The organism is Streptomyces sp. NPDC029292 (assembly GCF_055569295.1).
Genome location: NZ_JBVHXR010000001.1, coordinates 1,010,744 through 1,033,455, shown reverse-complemented (window position 1 = coordinate 1,033,455; position 22,712 = coordinate 1,010,744). Strand labels below are relative to the sequence as shown.

The following is a 22,712-nucleotide window of genomic DNA, read 5'->3' as shown; positions in this document are numbered from 1 at the left end:
CCGAGGAACGGCGGAGTTGCCCTAGCGCTGGTGCGGATCGCCGTCGGGCAGCCAGGCGCCCGCGTCGTGGATGCGGAGGTCGCCCACGCCGTCGCCGAGGGCGTCGATGACGGCGAGGACCGCAGGACGGTCCTCGCCTGCGCGCCAGACCAGGGACCACGTCCAGTAGATCTCCGGTGCGACGACCGGGCGTTGGACGAGGTCGGGCGGCAGGGGAGTGGTCTGGCCCTTGGGGGAGTTGACGACCGGGCGGCCGCTCCGGCGGACGTGGTCGAAGAACGCGGGTCCGGTGATGCCGCCGTCGGAAATGCTTACCGCGCGCGCCCCGGTGTCCTTGGCGAGTTGTTCGGCGTAGACGTTCCAGGACGACCAGGAGGTGGTGTCGTCGTCGATGAGGACGATCGTGTCCCGGGCGGATACCTCGCTCGTGTCGTCGCCGGTGGCAACGGCGTAGAGCCGGTCGGCGCCGATGAGCCGGGCGCGCAGACCGCGTTGTTCCAGGTCCTCGGTCCGCACCCAGCACACCGCGAGGTCCAGGCTGCCGTCGGCGACCCGGGCGGCCTGGGTGTGCGAGGGCGCGATCCACGCGTCGATGTGGAGTTGGGCCACCGCGGCGGTGCGGGCGGTCAGGTCCGGCGGAAGCCAGTTGACGTAGCCGAGCCGTACCGGTTCCGATCCGGACAGCCGACCGGCGCGCCGCTGGAGGTCATCGGCCCGCTCCAGCAGGGCGCGGGTGTGCGGGAGCAGGGCCGAACCCGCCGGGGTGAGGGACACCGAGCGCCGGTCGCGATCGAACAGCCGCACGCCCAAGTCACGTTCGAGCGCCTTGATCTGCTGTGACAGAGAGGGGCCCGCGATCAGCAGGCGCTCGGCGGCCCGGCCGAAGTTCAGCTCCTCGGCGACGGCGACGAAGTACCGCAGTTGGCGCAGCTCCACGCTCGTCATGCTACGTCGGTGCGAGGTCCCGCCTCCCAGCAGGGAGGAAGCCGGTCGTGGCATCGCCCCGGGAGGCGGGCGGACGATGAGGTCATGGAAGCACGACGGCGGATGACCGCAGAGGCCCTCGCCGACACCCGGCGGGAGGACGGTCAGGATGCGGCCGGTTGCCGGTTGCCGGTTGCCGGTTGCCGGTCGCCGGGCCGACAGGGCCGATGGGGCTCGGCGGCCCGCCAAGGTCGTCCGCGACGGTCTTCCGCCACGGTCGTCCGACCCTTCGACGCCTCCGGCGGACGGGTTGAGCTTGCCGACTCCTGATACGTCGTCCACCGTCGGACCTGACCGCGGCGGTCGACCACCCCCCTGAAAAACAACAGGCCACCATCAGCACCCGCGGCGTTCCGGTCCTCGCCGGACGCCCCACCGAGCGGAGCAGGACCATGCGAGACTTCCTGGTCGAGATCACGACCACGGTCCCCGAGGGCACCAGCCAGGACGAGGTCGACCGGCGGCGCGCCGCCGAGGCCGTCCGCGCCCGGGAACTGGCCGGCACCGGCAACCTGGCACGGCTGTGGCGCCCGGTCGGCGAGCTGCGCAGCATCGGCATCTGGCGGGCCGCCGACGAGCAAGAGCTCCACGAGAAGGTGCTCGGCACGCTCCCCCTGCGCCCGTGGATGACTCTCACCGTCACCGCGCTCGAGTCCCACCCCAACGACCCGGGCCGGACCGACGCCACGCCGTGACGGCACACCCCTGCTCGCACTCACCCCCGTTCGCACTCACCGCCGCCATGCCCCGGCCGCGGCGGTGAGCCGTGCCCGCCCCGGAAACCCGCACGACCTCACAAGGACTTCGTGATGCACGGTCTCGCAAGGACTCCGTCATGAGCGTACGACCCCTGCGCGACGCCCCGGCCCGAGGAGGCGGCACACTCCACTCGCCCTGGGGCCACGTCGCCCGAGCCGCCGCGGCACTCGCCGCGGGCATGGGGGTCGGCCGGTTCGTCTACACCCCGATCCTCCCCCTGATGCACGCTCAGGCGGGGCTGTCCGCAGGGGCCGGCGCGAACCTGGCCACCGCCAACTACGTCGGCTACCTCGGCGGCGCGCTCGCCGGCATCCTGGCTCCCGCGCTGGTCCGCTCGCCCGCCCTCCTCCGCACCTCCCTGATCGTGCTGACCGGCAGCCTGGCCGCCATGCCCGCCACACACATCACCGGTGTGTGGATCGCGCTGCGGCTGCTGGCCGGAGTGACGAGTGCCCTGATCTTCGTCATCGCGGTCAACTCCTTCCTCAGCCACCTGCGGGAGTACCCGCCTCACCTGCCCGGCTGGGCTTTCGGCGGCGTCGGTGCCGGCATCGCGCTGTCCGGTCTGCTCGTCCTCGTTCTGGGCTCCGTCGCCGACTGGCGGGCCGCCTGGTGGGCCTCGGCCGCACTCGCCGCGGTCCTCGCCGTCGCCTCGTGGAACCTCCGCCCCGAAGCCTCTCCCGCGGCAACCGCGGCAACCGCGGCAACCGCGGCAACCGCGGCAACCGCGACGGCCGCGGCAACCGCGGACTCCGGCACGGCGGCGGTCGGCACGGCCGAGGTCGGCACCGCGGCGGTCGGCAGGCCGAAGACGCCTACGCACCGCTGGTTCACCGCCTTGTTCGCCTCCTACACCCTGGAAGGCATCGGCTACATCGTCGCGGGCACCTTCCTGGTCGCCGCGATCGAGCAGAGCTCCCCGGGCCGGCTCGGCAGTGGCGCCTGGGTGCTGGTCGGTCTGGCGGCTGTGCCGTCCTCGGCGCTGTGGGCCTGGCTCGGGCGCCGTTGGTCCCGCCCCGACCTGCTGGTCGCGGCGCTGGTCGTCCAGGCGGTCGGCATCGCCCTGCCCGCCCTGATCGGTGGAGTGACGGCCGCCCTGGTCTCCGCTGTCCTGTTCGGCGCGACCTTCATCGGCGTCAGCACCCTCGCCCTCGCCACAGGGGTCCACCTCCAGTTCCCCCGCTCCGTCGCGCTCCTGACCGCCGGATACTCCGTCGGCCAGATCCTCGGCCCCCTGGTCGTTGCGCCACTGCTTCACCACGGCTACCACCAGGCCCTGATCCTGGCCGCCGTCGTGGTCCTCGCGGCCGCCGCGGCCGCCGCCGTGCTGCGCATCGGCTTCCCGCATCACATGGTGGTGGTGCGACATGCCGTCCCGGCACCGGTACGACAGTCCGCACCGGCCGAAACCGTCGCCGTACGACAGTCCACACCGGCGGAAACGGCCCCGGACCCGGGCAGGCGAGGTGTCTGATGGAGCCGAACTCTGACATGGAGCCCCTCGTGACCACACCGCAGGACTTGTTGATCACCACCATGGACGTCGAGTCCAGCCGTCCCGTCGAGCAGGGCGACCTGTCGCTGGCTCTCGCGGGAGCCGAGCTGGTCGACCTCATCGAGGCCCAGGCCCTCACCCTGGACAGCGACCGCATCGTGCCCGGCGCACAGTGGACCTTGGACGACCGCCTGTTGGACGAGGCTGCCTCGTCGCTCACACGGCAGCCGCCGTACGAGTCCGTCGAGGACTGGCTGTGGCGCCGGGGCCGTGGCCTGTCCACGGCCTACCTCGCGGTCCTGGAGGCGGAAGCGCAGGTCACCAGGCGACGCCACCGCTGGATTCCCCTCCGGACCGGCCAGGCGGAATTGGCCGACTCCCCGGCCCGTCGCCGGGCGGCCGACCGTTGGACGTCGGGTGAGCCCGCCCTCGTCGGCCTCGCGGCCGCCGTGGGCATCCACCACGGGCCGGCCGAGCAGGCCGAGAGCCTCGCCGACGACGCGGTCGTGACCGTGCTGGCCGCTGTCCATGACGCGGTGACGGAACTGGAGGCCGTACGGCAACGGCGCCGCATCGAAGAGGCGGCCTTCGACAACATCTGGCGAGGCCAGTGACGAAGACACGGGCGGACCGTGAGCCGAGTCCCCAACGCCGAACACCTCTTTCGGCCCACTGAAGCAGATCAATGCGGGGGCCCTGAACATGGGATACGCCGAGGCCGGCCCCGCTCACGGTCCCGCAGTCGTCCTTCTGCACGGCTGGCCCTACGACATTCACAGCTATGTCGACGTGGCGCCTTTGCTAGCGGCGGCGGGCTACCGGGTGATCGTCCCGTACCTGCGCGGTCATGGCACCTTCACGGGTGCATACGATCACCGGACGCTGAAGGGCATCGGCCACAACGTGCCGCAGGAAGCCCCCGAAGCCTTCGCCGAAGCCGTCGTCGATGTAGACGAATTCTGATCGGCATTCAGACGCCGACCGCGGTCTCCCGTGGTGCGCGGGCACCCAGCAGGGCAAGGCAGTTCGCCCACAGGGGGCCGAGCCGGTGGGTGTTGTTGTAGAGCTTGGCGAACAACACCTGACCCTCCAGCTGGGCGACCACCGCCCGTGCGGCTTCCCGGGTGTCGGTCACGGTGACTTCCTCGCGCGCAAGAGCCTCGGTGATGACCGATTCGACCATCTCGACCTGCGCGTCGAAGATTTCCTGCAGCCGGGTGCGGATGGCCTCGGTGTGGTTGCTCAGCTCCAGGGTGAGGTTCCCGAACATGCAGCCCGCGACGGTGCCGCAGCTCTGCTGGCCGGCGCGCTGGCCGGCCTCCGTCTCCTCGAACAGCCGTCGCAGCCGTCGCAGTGGCTCCTCGGCGCTGTTCAGAACGCGTGTCCAGGCGCGCTTCTGGCCGGCCCATTGCTCGTCGATCACGGCCAGGGCGAGAGCTTCCTTGGTTTCGAAGAAGTAGTAGAAGCTGCCTTTGGGTACGCCGGCCGTCTTGCAGATCTCGGCCACGCCCAAGGCCGAGTAACCGCGCAGCTCGATGAGCGATTGCGCGGCGCTGAGGATCTTCTCCCTGGCATCGCTGGTCCGTCCCATGCAATGAGTGTACGACCGGTCGTCTATCGCCCGATCGGTCGTCCATTACCCACCGGAGGCTGACGCCCGCGCTCAGGATGTGTTCAGGGAGCGGCTGCCACATTGATCACATTCCGCTCACCATGGCGCGACGCCGAGTTATCAGACACGCGCTCTGCCCCTGCCCCGGCCCCTGCCCCGGCTCGGGGAGGGCGTCGCCGTACCCCCTGGAGAAATCAAAAGTGAACAAGTCGGAACTCGTCACCGATCCGGATGTCGCCGATCCCGGCACGTACGTGATGAAGAAACTGCCGGAGGTGACCCTGGCCTTCTGGGTCATGAAGATCGCCGCGACGACGCTCGGCGAGACGGCGGGCGACCTCTTCGCGCAGACCCTCGAGCTCGGTTACTTCCTCACCACGATCGTCCTGTTCCTGATCTTCGTGATCACGCTGGTGGTCCAGCTCAGGTCGCGGCGGTACAACCCCTTCTTCTACTGGACCGTCATCCTGTCCACCAGCATGGCGGGCACGACGATGTCCGACTTCATGAACCGTGGCGCCAGCGCCAAGTACCTCTCGGACGGGGCCACTTCGCTGGGCTGGGGGCCGCAGGGCCTGGGCCTGGGCTACCCCACGGGCGCCGCGATCCTGATCTCACTGCTGGTCGCCATCTTCGCCGTGTGGAAGTTCACCGGGCTGACCTTCGTCATCCGCGACATCGTGACCTTCCGGGGAGAGGCCCTTTTCTGGTCCGCGATCCTCGTGTCGAACACGCTCGGCACCTCCATGGGTGACTTCCTCTCGGACAGCTCCGGACTCGGCTACGCGGGTGGCGCACTGCTCGTCTCCGGGCTGCTCGCGGGACTGCTCGCGCTGACGCTCGTACCTGCCGTGCCGAACGTCCTGCTGTTCTGGATCGCCTTTGTGCTCACCCGCCCTCTCGGGGCCACGGCGGGCGACTTCCTCACCAAGCCGGTCGCCAAGGGCGGCCTCGACCTCGGCACGGTGGGCTCCTCGGCCGTGCTCCTCGCGCTCCTCGTCGGCCTCATGGGGTACGCCCAGGTGCGGCAGCGCTCATAAAGGCCCGAGCCGTAGGTGGCCTACCAGCCCGGCAGGGTCTCCGCCAGCAGCCGCAGCAGATCGCCCGTGGCGTCGACCGCGCCGAGCGCGGGCAGGGCGCCGAGGGCGAGGACGGCCGCCCCGATGGGCCAGAGATCGGGAGGCGGGGCCGTCTGCAGGGCCGCGATCCGGCGGGTGACGGCGTGTTCGGAGAAGTGCAGGGCGCATCCCGGGCGGGCGCGCTGGGAGACGAGGGCGGCGCGGGCGAGGGCGCGTGCGGTGGTGTGGCGGTCGCCGACGGTCCCGGCGGCCTCTTCGTTGGCCCAGCGTTCCAGCAGGAACGTGACGGTGGTGCGCACCGGAGCGAGCAGCGGATTGGCCGCGGCGGCCAGGGCGGTGGCGGTCGACAACGCCGAGTGCCGGTGGGCGAGATGGGCGCGCTCATGGGCCAGCAGGACCCGCCGCTCCGCGGGATCCAGTGCGCCGAGCATCGCGGCCGTGACCAGGATGCGGCCCGGCGTTCCGGGGATGGCGAAGGCGTGTGGGGTCGACGACGCGGCGACGATGAGTTCGCTGTCGGGCGGGTGTCCCTCGCACAGGCGGCGCAGGACCCGGCGGGTCGCGGAGTGGGCTCGTACGACGTGGAACAGCCGGAAGGTGATCACGCCGAGGGCGGCGACCGTCACGACGGCGATGGTCTCGGGAACGGGATCGGGCAGTGCACGGCCGTCCTCACTGGCCTCCGCGGCGACCGACGGGGCCCTGTCGATCAGCGTGGCGCCGAGCAGCAGCAGCGCCCAGGTGGAGGCGGCCGCGGTCAGGACCGCGGCGGTGGTGAGGACGCGGGCCGCGAGGGCCGGCGACACCCGTCGGCCCACCTGCGGGGCGATCGCGGGGAGCAGCAGCGACAGGACGATCGGAATGTAGACGTCGATCCTCATAGCCCGATCCCGCCCAGTGGCCCGCTCCCGTCGAGTGGCCCGCTCCCGCCGAGGAGGTCCCGCAGGGCCTCTTCCTCCTGGGGGCTCAGTCGGGTGACGAACTGCTGGAGGGCCGCGATCGGGTCGGGTCCGCGGTCGAGCGCCTCGTGCATGGCCTCGGCGGTCAGCTCCGCCGCGTTCTTCGCGGGCCGGTACGCACCGCGCCGCCCGTCCACATCACGGAGCACCAGACCCTTGTCGTACAGGCGCTTGAGGATGGTGTGCACGGTGTTGTAGGCGAGGCCGCCGCCGATCTCGGCCTGGATCTCGGCGGGCGTCAGGGCGTCGTCGGTGGCCCAGAGGGCGGCGAGGACTTCGCTCTCCAACTCGCCCGCACTGCGCCGTTCCGCTTTCCCGTGGGGGCCTGTGCCAGCCATGTTCGCCACCTTACAGCGCGTAGGGGACGCCTACGACGGCGCCGGCCTCCGGATGCCCGCTCCGGACTGCACCCCCGGTCGGTGCGCGGTAATTTGTCCATGTTTTTTCTAACTCCCGCCTTCACCCTACGTCTTGTAGGGTGAAGAAACCCTACAGCTTGTAGGGCTGAAGGGTGGACGATGGCCAAGACCTTGAACATCCCGCTCGTCGGCGCCGAGCGCCACGGCCCGCCCTCGGCTGCCCGTGCGTCAAGACGGCCCGGCGGCGAGTACTGGCTCGCACTCGTGGCGGGTGCCTTCACGCTGGCCCAACTGCTCCTCGTACGCCCCGGGATGGGCCTCGGCTGGGACGAGACGGTGTACGTCAGCCAGGTCACCCCGCACGTCCCCGCGGCGTTCTTCAGCGCGCCGCGCGCCCGCGGTGTCCCGCTGCTCGTGGCGCCGATCGCCTCCTGGTCGTCGTCCACGACGCTGCTGCGGGTCTATCTGGCCCTGCTGTCCGGACTCGGCCTGTTCCTGGCGCTGCGCGTCTGGCGGGCGCTGTTCCCGACGCGGGTACTGGCGGCGGCGGGCGCCCTGTTCGCCACGCTGTGGGTGACCTTGTTCTACGGCCCGCAGGCCATGCCCAACTACTGGGTCGCGATCGGCGCCCTGGCGTGCGTCGGCTGCTTCCTGCGCGCCCAGGCCGACCGCCTCGACCGGGCGGCACTGTGGGGAGTGGGCCTGAGCGCCGCGCTGATGGCGTGGATGCGGCCCACCGACGCGATCTGGACGACCCTGCCGCTGCTCTTCCTCGTCGTGTGCGTCCGCCGGTGGCGGCGTACCCGGCTGCTGGTCGCGCTCTTCGCGGGTCTGGTGGCCGGGGTGGGCGAGTGGGTCGTCGAGGCGTACGTCAGCTACGGCGGCCTGGGCCGGCGGCTCTCCGACGGCTCCCGCATCCAGGGCGGCCTGGGCTGGAACTTCGCCGTCGGCGACCAGATGCGCAGTCTGGGCGGACGCGCCCTGTGCCGCCCGTGCACCGGTGCCATGCCGAACCCGGTGGTGATGGTGTGGTGGTTCGCCCTGCCGCTGCTCGCGGTCCTCGGACTCGTGGTCGCCGTCATGGCCCGGCGCACGACGAGCACGCTGCTGCTCCTGGCCTGCGCCACGACCGCGGGCGTCCCCTACCTGTTCATGATCGGATACGCCGCCCCGCGCTTCCTCCTGCCTGTCTACGCCCTCCTCGCGATCCCGGTCGCCGACGCCCTCGTCCACCTGGTCACCGCCCCGAGCCGGGCCTGGCGCCCGGTGGCCGTGACCCTGGTGGCGCTCGGCCTCGCCGGGCATCTGGCGGTGCAGTACGCGGTGCTGGAGAACACCGTGCACCGCACGACCGTCTCCCACCAGGACTGGGCACGCACGGCGACGGAGCTGCACCGGCTCGGCGTACGGGCGCCCTGTCTGCTGACCGGGTACCAGGCCCCTCCGATCGCCTTCTACACCGGCTGTTCCTCCGTCGCGACCGGCGGTCACAACGCCAACACCACCGAGGCGGACATCGTGCGGGCCGGACAGCGCGAGCCGGTCGCCGTGGTCACCACCTCGGGAGGACGTCCGCCCGCATACGCCAGGACCTGGGAACCGCACCGCATCGGCAGCCTGCGCGTCTACGTCGCGCCCGCCGCACAGGCCGGCCGAGCGGCATGACCCTCCCGCCCGGCGTTCCCACGAACACCGTCGGCAGACGGGTCACCTGGCATGCCGCGATCACGCTCGGCGTGGTGGTGTGCGCGGTGTATCTCGCCCGTCGCCACTGGCCGGTGATCGAGACCGGAGCCGTCCGGCTCGCCGTCGCCGACCGCGGGTGGCTGCTGGTGGCGACCGCCGCGACGGTGGCGACCTGGGTGTGCTCGGCCCTCGCCCAGCAGGGCGCGGTGACCCGGCCGCTGCCCGCCGGGCGGCTGGTGGCGGTGCAGTTCGCGGCCTCCGCCGCCAACCACGTCCTGCCCGCCGGACTCGGGGCGGGCGCCGTCAACCTGCGCTTCCTGACCCGGTGCGGGCTGCCGGTCGCCCGGTCGGCGACCGCGCTCGCGGTCAAGGCCACCGCGGGGACCGTGGTGCGGGGCTGTCTGATCGCCGTGCTCGCGCTGGTCTGTCCCGGCGCGCTCCGCTTCCCGCACGTCTCCGCGACGGCATGGGCGGTGACGGTCGCGGTGCTCGCCACCGCCGTGGTCCTCCTGTCGGGGCCGCTGCGGCGCGCGCTCGGGGCCGTGCTGGCGGACATCCGCGCCGTGCACGAGCTCCCCGCGCGGGCGGCCGCGTTGTGGGGCGGCTCGCTGGCCTTCGCCTCGCTGCACGCCGCCGTGCTCATCGCCGTCACCCAGGCCATCGAGCTGCCGCTGCCCCCGGCCCCGGTGGCCCTCGCGTACCTCGCCGCGAGCAGCGCCGCCGTCCTGCTGCCGACCCCCGGCGGCCTCGGTTCCCTGGACGCCGCCCTCGCCCTCGCCCTGACCCTTGCCGGAGCGCCGGGCAGCGCGGCGGCGTCGGCGGTGCTCGGTTACCGGCTGCTGACCGTGTGGCTGCCGCTGCTTCCGGGCCTGTTGGCGCTGGGGGTGCTGGCGCGCCGCCGGGTGCTGTGAACGCCGGCGGGTTCAAGCGGGTTGGAACCGCTGCCGGTTTCAGGCGGGTTGGAACCGCCGCCGGGCTCAGGCGGGTTCGAACCACCGCCGGGCTCAAACGGGTTCGAGACGGTAGCCGTGCCCTCGCAGGGTGGTGATCCGCGGCACTCGGTACGACTGCGACTCCGCGTCGGTGAGCCGGCGGCGCAGCCCGGCCATGGTGACGTCGAGTGTCTTCGTAGAGCCGAACCAGTTCTCGTCCCACACCTCGGCCATCAGCGTCGCGCGGGACACGGCCTCGCCCGCGTGCCGGGCGAGCACCGCGAGCAGCTCGAACTCCTTGGGCCGCAGCTCGACTTCATGCTCGTGGAGCGTGCACCGGCGCGCGGTGATGTCGACGACGAGGTCGCCGAGCCGGATGGGCTCCTGGGGCGGTACGGCGATGGCCCGGCGCCGCAGATGGGCCCGCAGCCGCGCGAGCAGCACGGTCAGGCTGGACGGCTTGACGAGGGCACCCTGGACACCGAACCGGCCCGCCTCTTCGCCCGCGGGTGCACGGCCGGCGCCGCGGGCGGCACGGGCATCGGCCTGGCCCTCGCCCGGGACCTGGCCGTTTCGCTCGGCGGCAGGCTGTTCCTGGCGAGGAACGATCCGACGACGTTCACCCTGCTCGTGCCGGTCCGCCAGGAGGACGGCGGACCGTAGTCAGGATGAGTAGTCAGGATCAGCAGTCAGGATGTGTTCAGGCTCCGGCTGGCACGGTCGGGCCTCATGACATCTGAGACTTCTGAGACGTCCGCGGCGTACGGCCGCGTCGATGCCGCACCCGGTCGCCGTCTTCGCTGGAACAAGGTTCCCGAAGTCACCGCGTACTTCTGGATCATCAAGGTGCTGTGCACGACGGTCGGCGAGACCGCCGCGGACCTCCTGAACGAGAAGCTGAACATGGGCCTGACCGGTGTGTCGCTGCTGATGAGCGCGCTGCTGGTGGCGGTGCTCGTGGTCCAGTTCCGTACGAAGGCCTACCGGCCCGGCGTCTACTGGCTCGCCGTGGCCCTGATCAGCGTCGTCGGCACGCTGATCAGCGACAACCTCACCGACAACCTGGGCGTGCCGCTGACGACCAGCACCGCCGTGTTCTCCGTCGCCCTCGCCGTCGTCTTCGCTGTCTGGTACAGCCGCGAGAAGACCCTGTCCATCCACAGCATCGACACGGTGTCCCGCGAGGCCTACTACTGGCTGGCGGTGCTGTTCACCTTCGCGCTGGGCACCGCGGCCGGTGACCTGGTCGCCGAGAAGATGGCCCTCGGGTACTGGGTCTCCGCCGTCCTGTTCGCCCTCGCCATCGCCGCGGTCGCCGTCGCGCACTTCGCGCTCGGCCTGAACGCCGTGCTGAGCTTCTGGATCGCGTACATCCTCACCCGGCCGCTCGGTGCCTCGGTGGGCGACTACCTGTCGCAGCCGACCGGCGACGGCGGCCTGGGCTTCGGCACCGTGGTCACCAGCGTGCTGTTCCTGGCGGTGATCCTCGGCCTGGTGGTGTTCCTGTCGGTGACGCGCAAGGACGTCACCGAGTCCGAGCGGCTCACCCCGCAGGGAGGCTGACCACGAACCTCGCCCCGGAGGTGTGCCGCTCGTCATGGTGCACCTCGCCGCCGGCGGAGCGGGCCAGGCGTCGCGCGAGCGGCAGCCCCAGGCCCGCTCCGCCGTGTCCGTCCCCGGGATCGGCGCGGCGGCCGGGCTGGAACAGCTGCGCCGTGAACGACGGCGGTACGCCGGGTCCGTCGTCCGTGACATCGACGTATACGCCGCCGGAGCGCGCCTGGGCCGTGATCTCGACCCGCGTGTGCGCATGCCGCAGCGCGTTGTCGAGCAGGGGGCTGACGATGCGCTCCAGGAGGGCGTCCGGCACCCCGGCCGACAGTCCGGCGTCCCGCCCGGTGACCACGACCTCCACCTTCTCCGTCGTACCGGCGCGGTCCGCGAGCCGTCGGAGCACGGGCAGGACGTCGGCCGTGCCGGGCGCGGTGGACGCGCTGTCGCGGGCGTCGTCGAGGAGGGTGTCGCAGATCGTGCGCATCGACTGGGCGGCGTCGGCGATGGCCGCGTGGGTGGCGCGGGTGTCGGCGGCGGAGCGGGGGCGGGCCTGCCACCAGTCGAGCTCGGCGATGATCCGGGCCAGCGGATTGCGTAGTTCGTGCGACAGCTCCCGGGTGAGCTGCTGCTCATGGCGCAGCAACGCCCGGATTCGGTCCAGGAGCGAGTCCAGCGACCCGCCCAGCTGGGCGAGTTCGGTGGGCCGGGCCACGCTCCCGAAGCGCTCCTCGGACGCAATGGCACTCCACTGAGTGGCGTGGGCGGTCATGGTGCGCACGGGACGCAGCGCGCGCCCCACCGCCAGGCGGGTCAGCGCGTAGGTGCAGGCGAGCATGGCGGTGTCGAGCGCGAGCGACGCGAACAGCAGGGTGTCGGCCGAGCTGCGATAGGGGGAGAGGTCCAGCGCGGTGACGACGCTCGCGGCGTGCCGGCCACCGGGCACCGGCCGCGAGCACAGCCGGGCGGGGCCGTGGCTGTCGGCGGTGACGCACTGCCGTCCGCCCTGCGCGGCGAGCCGGTCGGCGGCGCGGGTCAAGGGGCTGGTGGCGGTGGCGGACGGGGGCTTTTCCAGCAGCCGGTCGTCCGCGTAGATCCACACGTTCGTGTCGAGGAGTTCCTCGCCCGGAGTTTCCAGGACGCGCACCCGGGAGCCGCTGGTGTCGAGGGTCGCGGCGACGGCGGCGGCCCGCGTGCGCAGCTCGTCGTCGGCCTGGTGCTGGAGGTGTCGCTCCACGACCGTGTTGAACGCGACGGTGAGGATCACCATCAGGAGCGTGGCGGTGGTGAGCGCGACCAGGGAGAGCCGGCCGCGCAGGGTGCGGGGCCACCAGCGGGAGAAGAACCCCGTCATGACAGGCGGTGGCCGATACCGCGCGCGGTGGTGACGGTCAGCCGGCTGCCGCTGTCACGGAGCTTGCGGCGCAGCCGGGTCAGATACTGGTCGAGCGTGTTGTCGCTGACCTGCGCGCCCTCGGGCCAGCCCGCCCTGATCAGCTCCCGTCGGCGCACGATGTCCCCGGACGCCGCCATGAGCGCCGCCAGCAGCCGGAACTCCGTGGGCGTCAGGCCGACCTGGGTGCCCCGGACGGTGAGGCTGTGCCCGACCGGGTCGAGGACCAGGTCGCCGGCCGTCGCGGTGGGGACGGAGCCGGTGCGCTTGAGCGCCGCCCGCAACCGCGCGGCCAGCTCCGTCAGATGGAACGGCTTGGGCAGATAGTCGTCACCCCCGGCCGAGAAGCCGGCCAGCCGGTCGGTGAGGCGGTGGTGGGCCGTCAGGAAGATGACGGGCGAGAGGAACCCGTTGGCCCTGATCGCCTGGCACACGTCCCGGCCGTCCGCGTCCGGCAGCCCGACGTCGAGCACGGCCGCGTCGACGTCGTCGCCGGCCAGCCGCAGGGCGGTCGCACCGTCCCGCGCGGGCACGGTGTCGAAGCCCTCGTCACGCAAGCCGCGCAGCAGGACGTCACGCAGTGCGTGATCGTCCTCGACGACCAGGATCCTGTGGCGCATTCCGCTCCCTCACCTGCTCTCGTACGGTGCTGCCCCCGCAGTCTCCGGCGCGACCAGCAGAGGCTTCAGGGGCGAGCCCGTCAGGCGGTGCGCCAGCGCCTCGGGGGCCCGGTGCAGCGTCGCCGTCAGCAGCATCGCGATCAATGTGCCGACCAGGACACCGGCCATCACGTCGTGCGGGTAGTGCACGCCCACCCAGACCCGGGACACGGCCATCGCGCAGGCGGCCACGACCGCGACGGTGCCGAGGCGGCGGGAGACGAAGAGCAGCGCCACGGCCGCCGCGGCGGCGATGACCGCGTGATTGCTGGGGAACGACCAGTCACCCGGCGCCGGACACGCCTCCAGCGTCTTCACATGCAGGCTCTGACAGGGGCGGTCCTCGCGCACCACCGCCTTGAAAACGGAGTTCACCGCGTACGCCACGACCACGATCACGGGCACGGCCAGGGCGATCAGCGCGGCCCGCGCGCTCACGCGCCGCGCCTGCCACCAGCCCAGGACCATGAGCACGGCGAACAGCCCGAGCCCGTACGTCGACCAGGCGGACACCAGGCTGTCCAGCCACGCGGGGGAGTCCTGGGCGAGGTCCACCACATACGTGTAGGCCGAGCCGTCTATCGAGGAGCCGTCGAAGGCGAGGATCATCCCTGGACGCCCTTCTCGGCGGCGGCCGCCCGGCGGGAGCGCAACAGCTCGGCGGCGAGCGGGATCAGGGACACGATGACGATCACCGCGATCATCGGGAGCAGATACCGGTCGACGTTCGGGATGGACGAGCCCAGGGCGTATCCGCCGAGCGTGAGGCCCAGGCTCCAGACGACACCGCCGACGATCTGCCAGACGGTGAAGGTCCGCACGGGCACGTGCAGTGCGCCCGCCATGGGGTTCAGCACCGTACGCACCACGGGCACGAAGCGGGCCAGGACGATCGCCTTCGCGTATCCGTAGCGCTCCAGCAGCTCCTCGGCGCGCTGCGCCCCCGCGTGCAGCCGGGGCGAGGAGCTGCGGGAGAGCAGTGCCCCGCCCGCCTTGCGCCCAATGAGGTAGCCGCACTGCGCACCGGCCAGCGCGCCCACGGCGGCGGCGATCAGCAGGGGGGCCAGCGACAGCTTCAGGCCGCCGTGACCCGAACCGGTGCACAGCAGGCCCGCGGTGAACAGCAGGGAGTCGCCGGGCAGGAAGAACCCGATGAGCAGCCCCGTCTCCGCGAACATCACCACACCCACACCCAGCACACCGAAGGCGGCGAGCAGGGACTGGGCACTCAGAATGTTCACCGCGAGCTGTGACGCTGCAAACAAAGGTGCGGCCATGGTCGCGAGCCCTCTCATACTGGACGGGCGGGTACGGGCGAGAAGTACCCGAGTGACTACAATTCTGTAGACGGTCTACTGAACTGTAGACGATAGCGGGGTGAGGATCGTTCCCATGACCAGCGAGAAGGACGAACGCCGACCGGCCGGCGAGCTCGAGGCCGGTGTGCTGGCCGCCCTCTGGGCCGCCGGCGCGCCCCTCACGCCGGGACGTGTACAGCGGGAGCTGGACTCCGGCCTTGCCCGTACGACCGTGACGACGATCCTGTCCCGGCTGCACGAGAAAGGCATAGTCGGCCGCGAGCGCCAGGGCCGGGGCTACGCGTACTTCCCGGTCCAGGACCCGCACGGGCTGACCGCCCGCCGCATGCACACCGAACTCGACCGGGACGACGACCGCGAGACGGCCCTGGCCCGGTTCGTCGCCCAGCTCAGCCCCGACGACGAGCGCCTGCTGCGCGACCTGCTGGAATCGGGTGAGGAATGACGGTTCTGCTGATCGTCCCGCTGCTGGTGCCCTTCGCGCTGTCACCGCTGGCCCGCCGTTGCCTCGACCGTCTCGAGCCGGTGACCGCCCTGTGGGCGCTGACCCTCGCGGTCCTGGTGCTGGCCGGAGCCTCCGTGGCCGCGCTCGGTGCGCTGGTCCTGACCGGCCTGTTCAAGCTGCCGGTCTTCGCGGGCCTCGGCGATCTCGTCCACCCCCTGCACACCGCGTCCGACCTGGTCGTCCTGCCCGCGGCGGCGGCCGCCATCGGCGCCCTCACCGTCGGCGCCTGGACCCTCGTACGCTCGGCGCTGCGTCAGCTCCGCGCCTTCCGCAGCGCCCGCACCCAGGCCGACCGCCGCCCCGCCGCGGGCGACCTGTGCGTCATCGAGTCGCCGCACCCGGACGCGTACGCCCTGCCGGGCCGCCCACACCGCATCGTCGTCACCACCGCGATGCTCCGCAGCCTCGGCCCCGACGAACGCGAGGTGCTCTTCGCGCACGAGCGGGCCCACAACGCGGGCGGCCACCACCGCTTCCTCCTCGCGGCCGAACTCGCCGCCCACTGCCATCCCGGCCTGCGCCCAGTCCGCGCGGCCATCGCGCTCGCCGCGGAACGCGCCGCCGACGAGGCCGCCGCCGTAGTGGTGGGAGACCGGCGGCTGACCGCGCGCGCCATCGCCCGCGCCGCCCTGGCCACCCGCGCGGCCCGCTCCACGCGCCCCGAGTTCGCCCCCGCGGCGACCAGCGGACCCGTCCCGCAACGGGTCGCGGCCCTCCTCGCGTCCCCCGAGCGCCGCCCCCGCGCCGCCTCCTGGATCGCCCTGCTCCTCGCCGTCTGCGCGGCTGTCTCGGTCTGCGCCTCGGCGGGCGGCGTACTCGCCTTCCATCACGAGGTGGAGATAGCTCAAGGCGAAGAGGCCCGCTGACGGCTCCGTAGTAGCGGGCTCAAGGCGAAGCGGCCTGCTGACGCCTCCGTAGCAGGGCGCCGACGACCGGTCCGACCGCCAGCAGCACGGCGAGCACCGCGTACCCGTACGACAAGGTCGCCGCCGTGGCGATCGCCGCGACGAGCAAGGGGCCGCCCGCGTCGCCCAGCTCACGCCCGAGCTCGGCGGCGCCCATCGTCTGGCCGAGCCGCTCCTGAGGGGTGGCGGACGCCAGCGCGGCGAAACCCAGCGGGGTGATCAGCCCCGTACCGATGCCGATCAGCGCCGCCGCGAGCAGGACGCCCGTCAGCCCCGGGAGTGTCGCGCAGCCGAGCCCCGCGGCGGCCGTCAGCAGCCCGGCGCCGAGGCCCGCGCGAGCGGTCAGCCGGCCCGCGTCCAACGCCCGCCCGGCACGCGGCTGGACGACCGCGGCACAGGCCGCGAGGACCGACACCGCGGCACCGGTCGCCACGGTGCCGAGCCCCGCGACCGCACCGGAGACCGGCAGGAAGCCCACACCGACGGAGAGCGCGGCCGTGGCACCCGCGAGCGCCGCCGTCGGGGTGAGGAAGGCGGGGTCGGCCAGCCGGCGCGCCAGGTCGAGCACGGTCTGCCGGGCGCGCGGCAGCGGCGGCACGTGCGGCACCGCGATCACCGCCCATACGGCGACGACCGCGCCCAGCGCCGTGAGCACCGCGAACAGCAGCCGCAGCCCGCCCGCCCACACGAGCACCCCGCCCAGCAGCGGACCCAGGGTGTAGCCGATGGACTTGTAGTAGCCGTAACTCCCGTACACCCGCCCGTGCTTGGCCGCCGGATTGAGCCGGGCCACCAGCGCCGAGGCCGCGGGCGAGAAGGCGGAGGCCGCCGCGCCCTGGCCGAGGCGTGCGGCCCACAGCCACCCCGGACTGTCCACCACGACGTACAGCGCGGACGCGACGGCGAAGGCGACGAGCCCGCCGAGCAGCACGGGCCGGGCCCCGATCCGGTCGGCGACCGTGCCGAACACCGGCTTCAACACCACCTCGGCACCGTCGTAGAGAGCGAGCAGTCCGCCCAGCACGAGGAGCGAGGTGACCCGGTCCTCGGAGCGGCCGCCCAGATTCGCGGCGATGCCGTGTGCCCCGAACGCCGTGGTGAACCCGGCGGCGTACAGCGGCCACATCTGCCGCGCGGGCGCCCGCGTCACGTCATTCGGGGGTGTCACTGAGGCCGAGCCGCAGATGCTCCACGTGGTAGACCGCCTGATCGAGGAGTTCGGCGACATGGTGGTCGTGGAGCGCGTACACGACCGAGCGGCCGCTGCGCTCGCCGACCACCAGGCCCAGATTGCGCAGCAGTCGCAGCTGGTGCGAGCACGCGGACTGTTCCATGCCCACCTCGGCGGCCAACTCCGTCGCCGGAAGCGGTCCTTCGCGCAGCCGCGCGAGGATCAGCAGGCGGGAGGGGGTCGACAGTGCCTGGAGCGTGGTGGCCACCTTCGCGACGTTGGCCGCGTCCAGACGTACGCGCTCGGTGGCGTCCTGCGCGGCGGTGACGGCTCCATGACCCATGGGCCGCATCCTACCCACCGCATATGAAGATATGAATGAGTCTTCATGTGTTCCTGTATGGTGCCCCTGTGTCTCGTGTGTCTCCCACCCTTGCCCCGCCGCCCGTCGCCGGCCGGCCCGCCCCGGCGCCCCCTCGGCGCCACACGCGCGTCCTCGCGCTGCCCGAGGCCCGCTGGGCGCTCCTGGCGACCGCCGCCTTCCTGCTCGCGCTCGCGCTGCACCTCGGCTCCGCGCCCAGCTGGGCATACGGCCCGCTCTACGCGATCGCGTACGTCGCCGGAGGCTGGGAGCCCGCCCTCGAAGGGCTGCGGGCGCTGCGCGAGAAGACCCTGGACGTCGACCTGCTGATGATCGTCGCGGCCCTGGGCGCGGCCGCGATCGGACAGGTCCTGGACGGCGCCCTCCTGATCGTCATCTTCGCCACCTCCGGCGCCCTGGAGGCCCTCGCCACCGCCCGCACCGCCGACTCCGTACGCGGCCTGCTGGACCTGGCGCCCGCCACGGCGACCAGGGTGACCGCCGACGGCGAAGAGTCGGTCCCTGTTGATCAACTCGCCGTCGGAGACCTGCTGTTGATCCGCCCCGGCGAGCGCATCGGCGCCGACGGACGGGTCCTCGACGGCACCAGCGAGGCCGACCAGGCCACCATCACCGGCGAACCGCTGCCGGTCGTGAAGGCGCCCGGCGACGAGGTCTTCGCGGGCACCCTCAACGGCGCCGGCGCGCTGCGCGTCCGCGTCGAGCGCGACCCCGCCGACTCGGTGATCGCCCGGATCGTCACCCTGGTCGAGGAGGCCTCGCGCACCAAGGCGCCCACACAGCTGTTCATCGAGAAGGTCGAACAGCGGTACGCGGTGGGCGTGGTGGCCGCCACGCTCGCCGTCTTCGCCGTGCCCCTCGCCTTCGGCGCGGACCTCACCGGGGCGCTGCTGCGGGCGATGACCTTCATGATCGTCGCCTCTCCGTGCGCGGTCGTGCTGGCCACCATGCCGCCGCTGCTGTCCGCCATCGCCACCGCCGGACGGCACGGTGTCCTGGTCAAGTCGGCGGTCGCGATGGAACGCCTCGGTGAGATCGACACGGCCGCCCTCGACAAGACCGGCACGCTGACCGAAGGCGCGCCCGAGGTGACGGCCGTACGACCGTCGCCCGGGTCAGGCCTGGACGAGGACGCCCTTCTCGCCCTGGCGGCCGCCGCCGAGCACCCCAGCGAACATCCACTGGCCCGCGCGATCGTCGCCGCCGCCCGCGCCCGCGGCCTGCGCCTCGCACCCGCCGACGACTTCACGGCGAAGCCGGGCCACGGCGTCACCGCCACGGTCCACGGCCACGTCATCACGGTCGGCCGCCCGGACATGCGCGCCGGCGCCGCCCACGACGCCGATTCCGCCGATTCCGCCGACGACACGGTCGTCGTCGTGGAACGCGACGGTGCCCCCGTCGGCACCCTCGCTCTCACCGACCGCCTCCGCCCCGACGCCCCCGAGACCGTCTCCGCGCTCACCGCCCTGACGGTCACCTCTCCCGTCCTGCTCACCGGCGACAACCCGCGCGCCGCCGCCCGGGTGGCCACCGCCACCGGCATCACCGACGTACGCGCCGGTCTGCTGCCCGAGGACAAGGTTCTGGCGGTACGAGACCTCCAACAGGCCGACCACAAGGTGCTGTTCGTCGGAGACGGCGTCAACGACGCCCCCGCCCTGGCCGCCGCCCACTCCGGGATCGCCATGGGCCGCGCCGGATCCGACCTCGCCCTGGAGACCGCCGACGCCGTCGTCGTCCGCGACGAACTGGCGGCCATCCCCTCGGTCGTACGGCTGTCTCGTGCGGCCCGTCACCTGGTCACGCAGAATCTCGTCATCGCGGGTACCTTCATCACGACTCTCGTCCTGTGGGACCTCGTCGGCCACCTTCCGCTGCCGCTCGGCGTCGCGGGCCACGAAGGGTCCACGGTCCTCGTCGGCCTGAACGGGCTGCGGCTGCTCCGGGAGTCGGCATGGCGGAAACAGGACAGGTCCTAGCCGCAGGCCGGGCAAGGTACATGTCGTTTTCTCGCCAGCCCCGTCCTCGCGGGTGCCCGATGCTTGAGGCATGCAGAACGCGATGCACACCGACACCGAGCGCTGCGTGCGCGCCGTCCAGTCGAAGGACGCGCGCTTCGACGGATGGTTCTTCACAGCGGTTGTGACCACACGGATCTACTGCCGGCCGAGCTGCCCGGTGGTGCCGCCGAAGCCGGAGAACATGACGTTCTACCCGAGCGCGGCGGCCTGCCAGCAGGCCGGGTTCCGGGCCTGCAAGCGCTGCCGCCCGGACACCAGCCCCGGCTCGCCCGAGTGGAACCAGCGCGCCGACCTCGTGGCCCGCGCGATGCGCCTGATCGGCGACGGGGTGGTGGACCGCGAGGGCGTACCCGGCCTCGCCACCCGGCTCGGCTACAGCACCCGCCAGATCGAGCGGCAGCTGCTGGCCGAACTGGGCGCCGGACCGCTCGCGCTCGCCCGCGCCCAGCGCGCCCAGACCGCACGGCTGCTCATCGAGACCACCCCGCTCCCCATGGCGGAGATCGCCTTCGCGGCGGGGTTCTCCTCGATCCGCACCTTCAACGACACCGTGCACGAGGTCTTCGCGCTGTCACCGAGCGAGCTGCGTACCCGGGTGCCCAAGCATCGCGCCGCGAGTGCTCCGGGGGTGCTGAGCCTCCGGCTCCCCTTCCGTGCCCCGCTCAACCCCGACAACCTCTTCGGCCACCTCGCCGCGACCGCCGTACCCGGCGTCGAGGAGTGGCGCGACGGTGCGTACCGGCGCACGCTGCGCCTGCCCTACGGCCACGGAATCGTCGCCCTCACCCCGAACTCCGACCACATCGCCTGCCGCCTCACCCTCAGCGACCTGCGCGACCTGCCCGTCGCCATCAGCCGCTGCCGCCGCATGCTCGACCTGGACGCCGACCCGGTCGCCGTCGACGACCAGCTGCGCACCGACCCGCTGCTCGCCCCGCTCGTCGACAAGGCGCCGGGCCGCCGGGTGCCGCGCACGGTCGACGAGGCCGAGTTCGCGGTACGGGCCGTCCTGGGCCAGCAGGTCTCCACGGCCGCCGCCCGCACCCACGCGGCGCGCCTGGTCACCGCGCACGGCGAACCCGTCGACGACCCGGAGGGCGGCCTCACTCACCTCTTCCCTTCGGCCGCGGCGCTCGCGGCACTCGACCCCGAGTCGCTCGCGATGCCCAGCACCCGCCGTGCCACCTTCACCACACTCGTACGCCAACTCGCCGACGGAACCCTCCACTTGGGCGTCGAGAGCGACTGGGCGGAAGCCCGAGCCCGTCTCCTCGCCCTCCCCGGCTTCGGCCCCTGGACGGTCGACGTCATCGCGATGCGCGCGCTCGGCGACCCCGACGCCTTCCTCCCCACCGACCTCGGAATCCGCCGCGCCGCCCAAGAGTTGGGCCTGCCATCGACCCCGGCCGCCCTCACGGCACGCGCCGCGGCCTGGCGGCCCTGGCGGGCGTACGCCGTCCAGTACCTGTGGGCGACCGACAGCCACCCGATCAACTTCCTGCCTGTGTAAGGACGTTCAGTGAAGCAACACACAGTCGTCGACAGCCCGTACGGGCCCCTCACGCTCGTCGCCACCGACGGCGTCCTGTGCGGCCTCTACATGGTCGGCCAGCGCCACCGTCCACCGGAGGAGAACTTCGGTGAGCCCGACGACACCCCGTTCGACGAGGTGACCGCCCAGCTACGGGCCTATTTCGCGGGCGACTTGAAGGACTTCGATCTTCCCCTGCACCTGGACGGCACGCCCTTCCAGCGCACCGTCTGGGAACAGCTCCAGAAGATCCCGTACGGCGAGATCCGCTCGTACGGCGAACTGGCCGACGCCCTCGGCAACCCCAAGGCCTCGCGCGCGGTCGGCCTCGCCAACGGCAAGAACCCGATCGGCATCATCGTGCCCTGTCACCGCGTCGTCGGCGCGAACGGCAGCCTCACGGGATACGGCGGCGGCCTGGACCGCAAGAAGCGGCTGCTGGACTTCGAGAGCGGAGCAGCTCTCTTCTAGCCGCCCTCTTCCAGCGCTCTCCAGCCCCCTCCGCCGGCCGCTTCCTCTAGTCGGCCAGCTTGCGCAGCAGCTCAGGCAGGGCGGTGCCGATCGGCTCCCGTACGATCTCGTCGGCCCGTTCGTCGTAGGGCGTCGGCTCGGCGTTGACAATGACGAGCCGGGCGCCGTGGTCGGCGGCGATCCCCGCGAGCCCGGCGGCGGGCTGCACCTGCAGGCTGCTGCCGACCGCGATGAACAGCTGGCACGCCTTGGTGATGGCGACCGCCTCACCCAGCACCACCGGGTCGAGCCGCTGGCCGAACATCACCGTCGCCGACTTGAGGATCCCGCCGCACTCCAGGCACGGCGGATCGTCCTCACCGGCCTCGACCCGCGCGAGCGCGTCCTCCATGGGCGCCTTCGCGTGGCACTCGACGCACACCACGGTCCGCGCGGTCCCGTGCAGTTCCAGCACCTTCCGCGCCGGCATCCCGGCGAGCTGGTGCAGCCCGTCCACGTTCTGCGTGATCACCCGCACCGGCACCCCGGACCGCTCCAGCTCGGCCACCGCGCGATGGGCCGTGTTGGGTTCCGCCTGCAGCGTCCGGCTCTTGCGCCGCATCTGCCAGGACCGGCGCCGGATCTCCGGATCGCTCATGTAGTACTCGTAGGTGACGAGCTTCTCGGCCTCGGGATCCCGCCGCCACAGCCCGTTCGGCCCGCGATAATCAGGGATCCCGGAATCGGTGGAGACACCAGCGCCGCTGAGGATGGCGACCAGAGGCTTGTTCATGCGCCGAGGGTAGGACATGGCGCCGAGAGGGCGACGGCGAAGAACGCCGCGCCGGCGCCGAGCGGTCACGCGCACTGAGGTGAGCGAGGCACTCGAACGGGTGATTGAAGCCCTGGCGGGGCGAGTGAGGACGAGGTGGCTGCCGCCTGGGCTGCTGTCGGCGC

The 22,712-nt window shown here is 72.3% G+C and carries 25 protein-coding genes and 1 pseudogene; 14 read left to right on the top strand and 12 right to left on the bottom strand.

Annotated features, from left to right (window positions below; genetic code table 11):
* Positions 1-21: 21 nt before the first annotated feature.
* Positions 22-945 (bottom strand): LysR family transcriptional regulator, encoded by a 924-nt coding sequence (locus ACZ4WS_RS04710; protein ID WP_467977055.1) that lies wholly within the window; start codon positions 943-945, stop codon positions 22-24.
* A 431-nt stretch (positions 946-1,376) separates the two neighbouring features.
* Here ACZ4WS_RS04710 and ACZ4WS_RS04705 point away from each other — a divergent pair, with 431 nt between their 5' ends.
* The 4 genes and pseudogenes from ACZ4WS_RS04705 to ACZ4WS_RS04690 all read left to right on the top strand — a co-directional run.
* Complete coding sequence (locus tag ACZ4WS_RS04705; protein ID WP_467977054.1) at positions 1,377-1,679, top strand: muconolactone Delta-isomerase family protein; 303 nt, start codon at positions 1,377-1,379, stop codon at positions 1,677-1,679.
* A gap of 140 nt (positions 1,680-1,819) precedes the next feature.
* Positions 1,820-3,217 carry a YbfB/YjiJ family MFS transporter gene (locus ACZ4WS_RS04700; protein ID WP_467977052.1) on the top strand — a complete coding sequence of 466 codons (1,398 nt, stop codon included), beginning with the start codon at positions 1,820-1,822 and terminating at the stop codon, positions 3,215-3,217.
* Between the two features lie 29 nt (positions 3,218-3,246).
* Positions 3,247-3,852: a GOLPH3/VPS74 family protein gene (locus ACZ4WS_RS04695; protein WP_467977050.1), complete on the top strand. Its 606-nt coding sequence runs from the start codon at positions 3,247-3,249 to the stop codon at positions 3,850-3,852.
* Positions 3,853-3,889: 37 nt separating this feature from the next.
* Positions 3,890-4,093: pseudogene (locus tag ACZ4WS_RS04690) on the top strand (alpha/beta fold hydrolase); the annotation flags it as partial.
* Positions 4,094-4,208: 115 nt separating this feature from the next.
* On the opposite strand, the gene ACZ4WS_RS04685 reads toward ACZ4WS_RS04690, so the two are convergent.
* Positions 4,209-4,829 carry a TetR/AcrR family transcriptional regulator gene (locus ACZ4WS_RS04685; RefSeq protein ID WP_467977048.1) on the bottom strand — a complete coding sequence of 207 codons (621 nt, stop codon included), beginning with the start codon at positions 4,827-4,829 and terminating at the stop codon, positions 4,209-4,211.
* 221 nt (positions 4,830-5,050) lie between these two features.
* Here ACZ4WS_RS04685 and ACZ4WS_RS04680 point away from each other — a divergent pair, with 221 nt between their 5' ends.
* Positions 5,051-5,890 (top strand): COG4705 family protein, encoded by an 840-nt coding sequence (locus ACZ4WS_RS04680; RefSeq protein ID WP_467977046.1) that lies wholly within the window; start codon positions 5,051-5,053, stop codon positions 5,888-5,890.
* Positions 5,891-5,910: 20 nt separating this feature from the next.
* Here ACZ4WS_RS04680 and ACZ4WS_RS04675 read toward each other — a convergent pair whose 3' ends face one another.
* Together ACZ4WS_RS04675 and ACZ4WS_RS04670 are read right to left on the bottom strand one after the other, a co-directional pair.
* Positions 5,911-6,810: a M48 family metalloprotease gene (locus tag ACZ4WS_RS04675; protein WP_467977043.1), complete on the bottom strand. Its 900-nt coding sequence runs from the start codon at positions 6,808-6,810 to the stop codon at positions 5,911-5,913.
* Complete coding sequence (locus ACZ4WS_RS04670) at positions 6,807-7,226, bottom strand: BlaI/MecI/CopY family transcriptional regulator (RefSeq protein WP_467977042.1); 420 nt, start codon at positions 7,224-7,226, stop codon at positions 6,807-6,809. Before ACZ4WS_RS04670 ends, ACZ4WS_RS04675 begins: the two co-directional genes overlap by 4 nt.
* Positions 7,227-7,406: 180 nt before the next feature.
* Between ACZ4WS_RS04670 and ACZ4WS_RS04665 the strand changes: the two genes are divergently transcribed.
* Both ACZ4WS_RS04665 and ACZ4WS_RS04660 read left to right on the top strand, forming a co-directional pair.
* On the top strand, positions 7,407-8,912 hold the full coding sequence (locus ACZ4WS_RS04665) for a DUF2142 domain-containing protein (protein ID WP_467977040.1): 1,506 nt from the start codon (positions 7,407-7,409) through the stop codon (positions 8,910-8,912).
* Positions 8,909-9,844, top strand: a complete 936-nt coding sequence (locus ACZ4WS_RS04660) for a lysylphosphatidylglycerol synthase domain-containing protein (protein WP_467977038.1) — start codon at positions 8,909-8,911, stop codon at positions 9,842-9,844. The genes ACZ4WS_RS04665 and ACZ4WS_RS04660 overlap by 4 nt, the downstream gene beginning before the upstream one ends.
* Before the next feature lie 93 nt (positions 9,845-9,937).
* On the opposite strand, the gene ACZ4WS_RS04655 is transcribed toward ACZ4WS_RS04660, so the two are convergent.
* Positions 9,938-10,309: a winged helix-turn-helix domain-containing protein gene (locus tag ACZ4WS_RS04655; protein ID WP_467977036.1), complete on the bottom strand. Its 372-nt coding sequence runs from the start codon at positions 10,307-10,309 to the stop codon at positions 9,938-9,940.
* Here ACZ4WS_RS04655 and ACZ4WS_RS04650 point away from each other — a divergent pair.
* Positions 10,283-10,528: a hypothetical protein gene (locus tag ACZ4WS_RS04650; protein WP_467977034.1), complete on the top strand. Its 246-nt coding sequence runs from the start codon at positions 10,283-10,285 to the stop codon at positions 10,526-10,528. The two genes, ACZ4WS_RS04655 and ACZ4WS_RS04650, sit on opposite strands and share 27 nt — an antisense overlap.
* A 66-nt stretch (positions 10,529-10,594) precedes the next feature.
* Positions 10,595-11,428, top strand: a complete 834-nt coding sequence (locus ACZ4WS_RS04645; protein ID WP_467977032.1) for a COG4705 family protein — start codon at positions 10,595-10,597, stop codon at positions 11,426-11,428.
* On the opposite strand, the gene ACZ4WS_RS04640 is transcribed toward ACZ4WS_RS04645, so the two are convergent.
* From ACZ4WS_RS04640 to ACZ4WS_RS04625, 4 genes are read right to left on the bottom strand one after another with little or no spacing between them, the layout of a single operon-like run.
* The gene (locus ACZ4WS_RS04640; protein ID WP_467977030.1) at positions 11,409-12,770 is read right to left on the bottom strand and encodes a sensor histidine kinase; all 1,362 of its coding nucleotides are present in this window, start codon (positions 12,768-12,770) and stop codon (positions 11,409-11,411) included. The two genes, ACZ4WS_RS04645 and ACZ4WS_RS04640, sit on opposite strands and share 20 nt — an antisense overlap.
* Positions 12,767-13,429 carry a response regulator transcription factor gene (locus tag ACZ4WS_RS04635; RefSeq protein ID WP_467977028.1) on the bottom strand — a complete coding sequence of 221 codons (663 nt, stop codon included), beginning with the start codon at positions 13,427-13,429 and terminating at the stop codon, positions 12,767-12,769. Before ACZ4WS_RS04635 ends, ACZ4WS_RS04640 begins: the two co-directional genes overlap by 4 nt.
* Positions 13,430-13,438: 9 nt before the next feature.
* Complete coding sequence (locus tag ACZ4WS_RS04630; RefSeq protein WP_467977026.1) at positions 13,439-14,077, bottom strand: phosphatase PAP2 family protein; 639 nt, start codon at positions 14,075-14,077, stop codon at positions 13,439-13,441.
* Entirely contained in the window at positions 14,074-14,745 is a 672-nt protein-coding gene (locus ACZ4WS_RS04625; RefSeq protein WP_467977024.1) for a DedA family protein, read from the bottom strand. Before ACZ4WS_RS04625 ends, ACZ4WS_RS04630 begins: the two co-directional genes overlap by 4 nt.
* Before the next feature lie 115 nt (positions 14,746-14,860).
* On the opposite strand from ACZ4WS_RS04625, the gene ACZ4WS_RS04620 reads away from it, so the two are divergent.
* Entirely contained in the window at positions 14,861-15,232 is a 372-nt protein-coding gene (locus ACZ4WS_RS04620) for a BlaI/MecI/CopY family transcriptional regulator (protein WP_467977022.1), read from the top strand.
* Positions 15,229-16,158 (top strand): M48 family metalloprotease, encoded by a 930-nt coding sequence (locus tag ACZ4WS_RS04615; protein WP_467977020.1) that lies wholly within the window; start codon positions 15,229-15,231, stop codon positions 16,156-16,158. Before ACZ4WS_RS04620 ends, ACZ4WS_RS04615 begins: the two co-directional genes overlap by 4 nt.
* A 19-nt stretch (positions 16,159-16,177) precedes the next feature.
* Here ACZ4WS_RS04615 and ACZ4WS_RS04610 read toward each other — a convergent pair whose 3' ends face one another.
* Both ACZ4WS_RS04610 and ACZ4WS_RS04605 read right to left on the bottom strand, forming a co-directional pair.
* On the bottom strand, positions 16,178-17,323 hold the full coding sequence (locus ACZ4WS_RS04610) for an MFS transporter (RefSeq protein ID WP_467977203.1): 1,146 nt from the start codon (positions 17,321-17,323) through the stop codon (positions 16,178-16,180).
* A gap of 25 nt (positions 17,324-17,348) precedes the next feature.
* Entirely contained in the window at positions 17,349-17,711 is a 363-nt protein-coding gene (locus tag ACZ4WS_RS04605) for an ArsR/SmtB family transcription factor (RefSeq protein WP_467977018.1), read from the bottom strand.
* A 35-nt stretch (positions 17,712-17,746) separates the two neighbouring features.
* On the opposite strand from ACZ4WS_RS04605, the gene ACZ4WS_RS04600 reads away from it, so the two are divergent.
* From ACZ4WS_RS04600 to ACZ4WS_RS04590, 3 genes are all read left to right on the top strand, one after another.
* Positions 17,747-19,732 carry a heavy metal translocating P-type ATPase gene (locus tag ACZ4WS_RS04600; RefSeq protein WP_467977016.1) on the top strand — a complete coding sequence of 662 codons (1,986 nt, stop codon included), beginning with the start codon at positions 17,747-17,749 and terminating at the stop codon, positions 19,730-19,732.
* Between the two features lie 82 nt (positions 19,733-19,814).
* Positions 19,815-21,284 (top strand): AlkA N-terminal domain-containing protein, encoded by a 1,470-nt coding sequence (locus ACZ4WS_RS04595; protein ID WP_467977201.1) that lies wholly within the window; start codon positions 19,815-19,817, stop codon positions 21,282-21,284.
* A gap of 9 nt (positions 21,285-21,293) precedes the next feature.
* The gene (locus ACZ4WS_RS04590) at positions 21,294-21,776 is read left to right on the top strand and encodes a methylated-DNA--[protein]-cysteine S-methyltransferase (protein WP_467977014.1); all 483 of its coding nucleotides are present in this window, start codon (positions 21,294-21,296) and stop codon (positions 21,774-21,776) included.
* A 46-nt stretch (positions 21,777-21,822) separates the two neighbouring features.
* On the opposite strand, the gene ACZ4WS_RS04585 is transcribed toward ACZ4WS_RS04590, so the two are convergent.
* Positions 21,823-22,548 carry an SIR2 family NAD-dependent protein deacylase gene (locus tag ACZ4WS_RS04585; protein WP_467977013.1) on the bottom strand — a complete coding sequence of 242 codons (726 nt, stop codon included), beginning with the start codon at positions 22,546-22,548 and terminating at the stop codon, positions 21,823-21,825.
* Positions 22,549-22,712 lie beyond the last annotated feature (164 nt).

What these genes read in the sequence shown, in the direction of transcription:
- ACZ4WS_RS04630 (WP_467977026.1), bottom strand. Translation starts at nt 14,077, where the DNA reads ATGATCCTCGCCTTCGACGGCTCCTCGATAGACGGCTCGGCCTACACG.
- ACZ4WS_RS04615 (WP_467977020.1), top strand. Translation starts at nt 15,229, where the DNA reads ATGACGGTTCTGCTGATCGTCCCGCTGCTGGTGCCCTTCGCGCTGTCA.
- ACZ4WS_RS04665 (WP_467977040.1), top strand. Translation starts at nt 7,407, where the DNA reads ATGGCCAAGACCTTGAACATCCCGCTCGTCGGCGCCGAGCGCCACGGC.
- ACZ4WS_RS04585 (WP_467977013.1), bottom strand. Translation starts at nt 22,548, where the DNA reads ATGAACAAGCCTCTGGTCGCCATCCTCAGCGGCGCTGGTGTCTCCACC.
- ACZ4WS_RS04640 (WP_467977030.1), bottom strand. Translation starts at nt 12,770, where the DNA reads ATGACGGGGTTCTTCTCCCGCTGGTGGCCCCGCACCCTGCGCGGCCGG.
- ACZ4WS_RS04620 (WP_467977022.1), top strand. Translation starts at nt 14,861, where the DNA reads ATGACCAGCGAGAAGGACGAACGCCGACCGGCCGGCGAGCTCGAGGCC.
- ACZ4WS_RS04595 (WP_467977201.1), top strand. Translation starts at nt 19,815, where the DNA reads ATGCACACCGACACCGAGCGCTGCGTGCGCGCCGTCCAGTCGAAGGAC.
- ACZ4WS_RS04645 (WP_467977032.1), top strand. Translation starts at nt 10,595, where the DNA reads ATGACATCTGAGACTTCTGAGACGTCCGCGGCGTACGGCCGCGTCGAT.
- ACZ4WS_RS04710 (WP_467977055.1), bottom strand. Translation starts at nt 945, where the DNA reads ATGACGAGCGTGGAGCTGCGCCAACTGCGGTACTTCGTCGCCGTCGCC.
- ACZ4WS_RS04705 (WP_467977054.1), top strand. Translation starts at nt 1,377, where the DNA reads ATGCGAGACTTCCTGGTCGAGATCACGACCACGGTCCCCGAGGGCACC.
- ACZ4WS_RS04610 (WP_467977203.1), bottom strand. Translation starts at nt 17,323, where the DNA reads ATGTGGCCGCTGTACGCCGCCGGGTTCACCACGGCGTTCGGGGCACAC.
- ACZ4WS_RS04685 (WP_467977048.1), bottom strand. Translation starts at nt 4,829, where the DNA reads ATGGGACGGACCAGCGATGCCAGGGAGAAGATCCTCAGCGCCGCGCAA.
- ACZ4WS_RS04650 (WP_467977034.1), top strand. Translation starts at nt 10,283, where the DNA reads ATGGGCCCGCAGCCGCGCGAGCAGCACGGTCAGGCTGGACGGCTTGAC.
- ACZ4WS_RS04670 (WP_467977042.1), bottom strand. Translation starts at nt 7,226, where the DNA reads ATGGCTGGCACAGGCCCCCACGGGAAAGCGGAACGGCGCAGTGCGGGC.
- ACZ4WS_RS04600 (WP_467977016.1), top strand. Translation starts at nt 17,747, where the DNA reads ATGAGTCTTCATGTGTTCCTGTATGGTGCCCCTGTGTCTCGTGTGTCT.
- ACZ4WS_RS04635 (WP_467977028.1), bottom strand. Translation starts at nt 13,429, where the DNA reads ATGCGCCACAGGATCCTGGTCGTCGAGGACGATCACGCACTGCGTGAC.
- ACZ4WS_RS04625 (WP_467977024.1), bottom strand. Translation starts at nt 14,745, where the DNA reads ATGGCCGCACCTTTGTTTGCAGCGTCACAGCTCGCGGTGAACATTCTG.
- ACZ4WS_RS04605 (WP_467977018.1), bottom strand. Translation starts at nt 17,711, where the DNA reads ATGGGTCATGGAGCCGTCACCGCCGCGCAGGACGCCACCGAGCGCGTA.
- ACZ4WS_RS04700 (WP_467977052.1), top strand. Translation starts at nt 1,820, where the DNA reads ATGAGCGTACGACCCCTGCGCGACGCCCCGGCCCGAGGAGGCGGCACA.
- ACZ4WS_RS04660 (WP_467977038.1), top strand. Translation starts at nt 8,909, where the DNA reads ATGACCCTCCCGCCCGGCGTTCCCACGAACACCGTCGGCAGACGGGTC.
- ACZ4WS_RS04675 (WP_467977043.1), bottom strand. Translation starts at nt 6,810, where the DNA reads ATGAGGATCGACGTCTACATTCCGATCGTCCTGTCGCTGCTGCTCCCC.